Here is a 6,784-nt window from a genome sequence, read left to right on the forward strand (position 1 = left end):
AGTATAGCGAACGGCTGGTCAACTTACAATTCAGGCGCCGGACGTTAAGCATACAAGCATTCGTGGAAGATACCGCAAGCAAACAAAGGAGCGAAAGAAAAGATGGAACAATTCCCTAAATGGACAGCTTCAAATATTCCCTCTCAGCAGGGACGTTCGGCCATCGTTACCGGTACAGGGGGCCTCGGCTACGAAACGGCGTTGGAACTGGCGAAAAATGGAGCAGAGGTTATATTGGCCGGCCGCAACGTCGCAAAGGGAACAGAGTCGGTTCAAAAGATCCGCAGCAGCGTTTCCTTAGCCAACATACGCTTTGAGGAATTGGATCTTGCCAGCCTGGCCTCGGTACAAGCGTTTGGCGAAAGGATGAATAAGGAACGGCAAAGTCTTAATCTTTTGATCAATAATGCAGGCGTAATGACACCGCCTACCCGTAAAGTCACGAAAGATGGTTTTGAGCTTCAATTCGGAACGAATTACCTTGGACATTTCGCGTTGACAGCGCATCTGATGCCTTTGCTGCGCAAAGGGAAAAAAGCGCGTGTAGTAAGTCTGGGCAGTGTTGCCCACCGCAATGGCTCCATCCATTTTGACGACCTGCAATTTGAACACCGTTATAATGCAATGGAATCTTATGCGCAATCCAAAATTGCCATGATCATGTTCGCACTGGAACTCCAGCGGCGCAGTGACGCGTCGGGCTGGGGACTCTTGAGCCTTCCGGTTCATCCGGGTGTTTCGCGCACAGACCTGCTTCTCAATGGGGCAGGACCGAACAGCCCCGCGGAATTATCCGCAGGCTGATGGGACCGATCTTGTTCCAGCCGGCCGCGCAAGGTGCTCTTCCAACTCTGCTTGCTGCTACATCGCCGGACGCGAAGGCTGGAATTTATTACGGTCCCGGCAGACTCTCAGAAACAAGAGGCTTGCCAAAGCCGGGCAAGATCGCTCCGCAGGCGCTAAATACCGCTGCCGCATCCAGACTGTGGGAAGTATCCAAACAACTGACACATGTAGATTTCGACGCAATCGCGAATTCATAACGGTTTCTTACCGGAAGGTGGAATAGATGAGAGTGACACTGTGGCTTGTAGCCTACGGCTGGATTATCGTTACAGGTGCACTGCATTTCATGGTTGATGTGGTTTCACAGTATGTGCGAGGCGTACGCGCTACCAGTAGAGAGACAACCTATTACTATGATATGAATACCGCCTTTGCACTAGGGAAGTTCTATTTAGATTAGTCGGTCTGTTGCTTGTCCTGAAGGCGCCGCTGCTGGCAGGTCTATGGCCGGTCGTTACGCTCGCGATTGCGGCCGCAGTGGCATGGCTTCCCGGCCCTTCACTTCTGGCGATCCAAGGACCGATCGGTCCGCAGAGGTCTGTCAATAATTTTGTGTAAACTCTTTTCAGCATGGATTCCCCCGAGGGGGACGAGGGGGAAGTCGCGATTCTAACTTAAGTGTTGCCCGACCCGATCAGGGAAAAAGGCCGAAAGCTGGTTTAGCATTTGTCCCCAATTTTGGACACGTCCTGTCCATTTTCGAGTAACGTCGGAATGTTTCTGGCTGTCCCTCTAATCCCACATAATACGGCCAAATATAAAGCTCTTCATAAAGTTATGGATCCACGCTTCGTAGCTTTGATTTTCTTGCCCGCCGGGCTATTAAAGAGCTTAATATAATGACTTCATCCCTTTGCTTTTTGAAGTGAGCTACCAGTCCTAAATAATAATGTCCAGTTGATTCTAATACGATAACTGGCTTATTCTCTGTTAAAGATTCTGCTTCCTGAAGCCTTAAAATAAGGGTCTGGATGCCATCATAGGTATGATGGAAACGAAATGATTTTCCCATGGCCTTATTGCGTTCTAGAAAAATAATGCCACCCCACTACCCATTGCACTGCCATAGCTTCGCGTGTTATTCGAGCTCGATGTCTCAACCATCCTAATCATGGTTTGTGCAATAGCAAGTGAACAGTTTGTGTAACGGGCTGTTAGCCCACATATTTTATCGTTCTCCCCGGCTAATGCTCATTTTAACGCAAAAATGAGGTTAACCAAACTTGGCTGGTTAACCTCATAATACGAATATAATTTACAGACTCGGAGGCGTGTCTAATCCGGTTAATCACGCGTTGTGCCATATTTTGTCTCGCCTTGTGGTTCGCTTATTAGACATGATCCAGCTTACAGCTTCAACCACAAAGCGGGACGGACACCGCCTTTACATTTGCCGTCACTGATGTTGCCTTTCAATATATTGTTGCCTTGGATACCTATACTACCGTCACCGTGGATGTACACGGCTTTTATATTAACGCGGCCGGGCGACCGAAGCCACCACCACCAAATCCCCCCTTTATTGGCCTCAAGTCTTGCTATTCGCTTACTGTTATTTTCGTCTTTTCTTTCAAACCAATATCTTTTGCGTATCTGCTCCGCCTTTTGAACAATACCACTGATTGTCAGAATTTTTATTAATTACCGGAATTATTCTTGATTTATCCGTTACGTTGAATTTGTCATAAAATTCACCATTAAGATATTTTCTTAACGCGCAGTCCGCCCAAGTTATATCTTTATAAGCAACATGGTAAGCGCGTTGTTCTATAATATCTTCGGTTAATATCAAAGCCGTATTGTTTTGTATGTCAAGCACACGCCAATTATAACCGCCGAATGATAAGGATGAGCCGATTTTAATATCTTCCATTTAAGCACTCTTTCTATGTAATAAGTAATCTGCCTTACCCTTCGAACTTATTCTTAATCCTTCTCCTTAATCGGAAACAATAAATCAAGCTGTAAATCCTCCATTTTACCGCCTTTTTGTACATAATTATAAAAATTCAATGTTTCTTCAAATCCTTGCCCTGCAACCGTCTCCGGCGATGTCCAGCGAGGGGAATCCCAGTCATTATCATATTTATTGCTTTCGTTAACCCATTCCCTTAAAAAACGCCAGTCCTCGAAGTCCCACGTTCTCAACACATGTGCGGCATATAACCCGCCGTCAAACGTTCGTTTAACTAATGGCGCGGGGATCTCTATGCCGTCCGGAATGGATACCCACACCTCATATACATGCGAAGGTTCTCCGAGTGTCGCTGCCCCCTTAGAGCAGTCAAAACCAAAACTCCGGGCATCGGGTTTGATTGTTAGCAATCCGCTTTCCATTACAAATCGCGTTATCATTTCACCCGCTTTTCCTTCGCAGCCTTCTCCCGTTGCGTAAGCAGCTGCCACAGTCATGGGCGGCAGATATACAATACGCACATCTTTGTCCGCCAGTTTGTTTAAATTTTCATTTGCCTTGTTTAAATCGTCCATTGACTTTTCCTCCTTGAAGTTAATTTTAGAGACCGTCAAGGAATCCACAACCTCCAGTAAACTTGCGTCGTCAGGTAGCGCGAAATTAGTACCTCCTTGATTAAGATATTCGACAAAGGCTTTGATAACACTGCGAATGGTGGAGAGCGCAGTGATTTCGTCCTCAATCTCCGCAAGGTTACGCTCAAAAGCTTCGATTGCAACGCGCGCCTCCGCGCTTTGCAGAACCTCCGCAATCTGTTTGAGCGGTATCCGCAGTTTACGCAGAACGATAATCTGACGCAGCCGTGTGATGGCTTCTGCATCGTAAGCGCGGTATGCGGAATCTTCCCTTTTCGCAGGAGTAATCAACCCGATTTGCTCGTAATACCTAAGTGTACGGGTTGAGATTGAAAAGTGCTTTGACACTTGACTGATGGTTTGCAGTTCGATGACTATCCCTCCTTCTGAGAGTAAATATACAGGTTTACGCGACGTTAAGGTCAAGAGAGTTTTTAACTCATCCGGCTACCCTTTTCACAAATATTACATCTTGCCTCCAAATCAAAAAAACTCCTGCTAAAACTCAGCAAAAGTAAAATCAGCCCATGCGGTGCAAAGTTTATTTCCTTACATATTATAAGATAAAACCTGCAGTGAAAGGAAAATTAATACATGGAATATTTCGACATGCTGGCCAAATTAGGTATTGGTAATGCTCATCCTGGAGGATTCTCTGCAACGTTAAAGCAATTCGAACAATACCCCCTACCCGCTAAATCCAGAATTCTAGAAGTGGGTTGCGGCACAGGTAGAACATCTTGTTATTTGGCAGCTCAGGGACATGATGTGGTGGGGATAGATATCCGCCCAGATATGATTGCAAAAGCCAAAATGCGGGCTGAAACAGAGAATCTAACTTTGAAATTCTTGGAAGGAGATGCCACTTCACTGCCTTTCCCTGACGAATCATTTGATGTCATTCTGGTCGAGTCTGTATCCATATTCACGGACACAGGGAAGGCATTATCTGAATACTACAGAGTTCTGCGGTCTGGAGGCCAACTTTTCGACAGAGAAATGATCCAAAGAAAACCCATGCCCCCTGAAATCAGTCAAGAAATTACAGAGTTTTATCACGTTGATAAGTTATGGGACATTAAGGATTGGTCAGCCTTAGTACAAACAATAGGATTCATTCGTTCACAGATAGAGGGTCCCTTCATGTTTCCTAAATCAAGTGTGGATCTGATTGAGCAACCGGATGATCATCAACAAATCGATGCAGGTTCCTTTCTCGACCACTCCATGTGGGAAGTAATCAGTAAGTACAACAGTATAATGGACAGTTATGCAGAATATATCGGATATATTCTTGTGATTGGAACCAAATAATTAGCTCACCATCCTACAAAAAAAGAACAAGAGCCTAGCAGTATAGGCTCATGTTCTTGCTTAATACGCTTTACTGGGTCTTGATACTAAACAAAGAAACCAGCAGACAAAATGATTACGAGCAAAATATAAAGAACCAAAATCGCAGCCGTAGAAGTAAATCCGTGACAAACTTCAGGACATCCCATTGATTTCCCCTCCTCTTTGCTTTCCTAACACATGATATGCGCCTGCCTTTCTGAGTGTATGGATTATAACCCAATTACATGGAGGAATATAAATGTATAATTGCAACCGGCAAATGATTAACCTTGGGACTCCGTTCCAATATTCAAACCAATTATACCGAGACCGAGGGTATAGTAGCCCGACTCTTTCCAGAAACATTACTTTGCTGGATATCAAGCAGGCCGATGTAAATGGGGACAAAACAATAGACAACATTTATTTATACGGTAATAAACCAGATGGAACTGGAGACTTTGCTGACCAAATCACACTTGTGATCCAAGATGGGCATTCTAACCAAACTACAACGGTATATCTTCAATACAATGCTGGATATAATGCCAGACTTTTTCTGGGGGATTTTTCTAAGGACAGCGTAGCGGATATTTTAATAAGTATTAATTCCGGAGGAAGCGGCGGATATGGCATATTCTATATGTACTCCTTTAAGAATAACAATCTGCAGGAGATGTTTAACGTTGAAAAATACAACACAATATATAAATTCAATGTAAACTATGAGGATTTTTACAAGGTAAGCGTTGGGAGCCCCCAATTTAACGTGCTATTCACTATCGACATTAGCTACAAGGGCAATGAATATTTATCACAATATTACAACGAAGATGGCAAACTAAAACAACCCGTAAAAGGTGAGGTGCTTGCTTTAGGTGCGTTATACCCCATTGTTACAAACGTAAAAAGTAATAGTTATGATTTACTTGCTATGCAACGTATTATCGGCACAACTAATTCGGATACATTAGGGTACGTTGAAAACCTTTTGACATGGAATGGTACTGGATTTATTTCATCAAGATTGTCAGTAGCCATACTCGGCTCTAATTTAATTTCTCATTACTGAGCAATATTTGTTTAATGGGAGAATTTAGATTGTTTCGGCAAGCGATAAGTGGGTAAATAAAACTGAAGTTACATTTTAATATTCAAATTTATCATTATTGATATGACCTTCAAACAGGAGGTCTATTTTTTCGTGAAAACATTACTTACCCAATGGAGGCCGCCATGCATCGTGTTAATCTAAACCAGGATCAATTCTACCAACAAGTGTTTGATCATGCTTCATTCGGGATCGCACTTATTACACCAGACGGTATGATTTTGTCCGTAAACTCCGCCATGGAACGAATTTTCGGCTATTCTAAAGCAGAGTTTGACGGTATGAGGTTAGAAGACCTCTCCCACGATAAGGATAATATCAGAAATATTAATGATCTAAAGGCACTCATGGGTGATAAAACGGAAGTACAGCTCGACAAGCAGTTTCTCACAAGAATGGGCGACGAAATGTGGGGATTGCTCTCCCTCAAGCTTTTCACCGATGAAGCGAACCAACCGACGTATTACATCTGCCAAATCATTGAAATCACTAAGCAAAAGGAATCCGAGCAACGCCTTCAGGAATCTGTTGAGCGCTACACGTCACTTAAAAAATACAACCATGACAGCGTCATTTCCTTTGGCCTAAACGGCCGGATTATTAACGCTAACAGTATGTCGGAAAAGATAACAGGCTACTCCATCGAGTCCGAATTGATCGGTATGGAGCTTGCAGAGCTAATCGGACAGGAGAATGTCCAGAACATTCTGGATAGGGCGCTGTACGATAATTCGGTTGAGCAGCACATAAACACACTTATCGCCAAGGACGGCGAAGTCATTGAAGTGCTTACCAGTATTGCACCAATTTTTGTGAACAACCAAAATATCGGATTCTATCTCATATGTAAGGACATCTCCGAGCAGAAACAGTTATTGCTTGCGAAGGAGACCGCCGAATCCACGAACAAAGCAAAAAGTGAGTTTCTAGCCATGATGAGCC

At 43.8% G+C, this 6,784-nt stretch carries 9 protein-coding genes and 1 pseudogene; 6 read left to right on the top strand and 4 right to left on the bottom strand.

The window, feature by feature from the left end:
* The first annotated feature begins 102 nt into the window (after nt 1-102).
* Genes AQR02_RS14855 through AQR02_RS32485 form a run of 3 tightly spaced genes read left to right on the top strand, consistent with a single transcriptional unit; the run spans nt 103 to nt 1,246 of the window.
* Nucleotides 103-804 (top strand): SDR family oxidoreductase, encoded by a 702-nt coding sequence (locus tag AQR02_RS14855; RefSeq protein WP_245237460.1) that lies wholly within the window; start codon nt 103-105, stop codon nt 802-804.
* Nucleotides 804-1,043 carry an SDR family NAD(P)-dependent oxidoreductase gene (locus AQR02_RS34305; protein WP_245237461.1) on the top strand — a complete coding sequence of 80 codons (240 nt, stop codon included), beginning with the start codon at nt 804-806 and terminating at the stop codon, nt 1,041-1,043. The genes AQR02_RS14855 and AQR02_RS34305 overlap by 1 nt, the downstream gene beginning before the upstream one ends.
* Before the next feature lie 26 nt (nt 1,044-1,069).
* Nucleotides 1,070-1,246: a hypothetical protein gene (locus AQR02_RS32485; RefSeq protein ID WP_159067768.1), complete on the top strand. Its 177-nt coding sequence runs from the start codon at nt 1,070-1,072 to the stop codon at nt 1,244-1,246.
* Between the two features lie 375 nt (nt 1,247-1,621).
* On the opposite strand, the gene AQR02_RS31975 is transcribed toward AQR02_RS32485, so the two are convergent.
* The 3 genes and pseudogenes from AQR02_RS31975 to AQR02_RS14865 all read right to left on the bottom strand — a co-directional run bounded on the left by AQR02_RS31975 (nt 1,622) and on the right by AQR02_RS14865 (nt 3,822).
* Nucleotides 1,622-1,858, bottom strand: a complete 237-nt coding sequence (locus tag AQR02_RS31975) for a transposase (protein WP_108722009.1) — start codon at nt 1,856-1,858, stop codon at nt 1,622-1,624.
* A gap of 335 nt (nt 1,859-2,193) precedes the next feature.
* Nucleotides 2,194-2,719, bottom strand: a pseudogene (locus AQR02_RS14860) (DUF6273 domain-containing protein).
* Between the two features lie 53 nt (nt 2,720-2,772).
* Entirely contained in the window at nt 2,773-3,822 is a 1,050-nt protein-coding gene (locus AQR02_RS14865; protein ID WP_245237470.1) for a MerR family transcriptional regulator, read from the bottom strand.
* Nucleotides 3,823-3,990: 168 nt separating this feature from the next.
* On the opposite strand from AQR02_RS14865, the gene AQR02_RS14870 reads away from it, so the two are divergent.
* On the top strand, nt 3,991-4,710 hold the full coding sequence (locus tag AQR02_RS14870; protein ID WP_054941145.1) for a class I SAM-dependent methyltransferase: 720 nt from the start codon (nt 3,991-3,993) through the stop codon (nt 4,708-4,710).
* Nucleotides 4,711-4,796: 86 nt separating this feature from the next.
* Here AQR02_RS14870 and AQR02_RS34310 read toward each other — a convergent pair whose 3' ends face one another.
* Complete coding sequence (locus AQR02_RS34310; protein ID WP_084146903.1) at nt 4,797-4,898, bottom strand: sporulation protein YjcZ; 102 nt, start codon at nt 4,896-4,898, stop codon at nt 4,797-4,799.
* Between the two features lie 92 nt (nt 4,899-4,990).
* On the opposite strand from AQR02_RS34310, the gene AQR02_RS14875 reads away from it, so the two are divergent.
* Together AQR02_RS14875 and AQR02_RS34315 are read left to right on the top strand one after the other, a co-directional pair.
* Nucleotides 4,991-5,803 carry a VCBS repeat-containing protein gene (locus AQR02_RS14875; protein ID WP_245237472.1) on the top strand — a complete coding sequence of 271 codons (813 nt, stop codon included), beginning with the start codon at nt 4,991-4,993 and terminating at the stop codon, nt 5,801-5,803.
* 164 nt (nt 5,804-5,967) lie between these two features.
* Nucleotides 5,968-6,784: PAS domain S-box protein (locus AQR02_RS34315; protein WP_245237474.1), on the top strand; the 817-nt coding region annotated here is incomplete at its 3' end.

The sequence above is a fragment of the Paenibacillus ihuae genome, assembly GCF_001368795.1.
Taxonomy (GTDB): domain Bacteria; phylum Bacillota; class Bacilli; order Paenibacillales; family Paenibacillaceae; genus Paenibacillus_AQ; species Paenibacillus_AQ ihuae.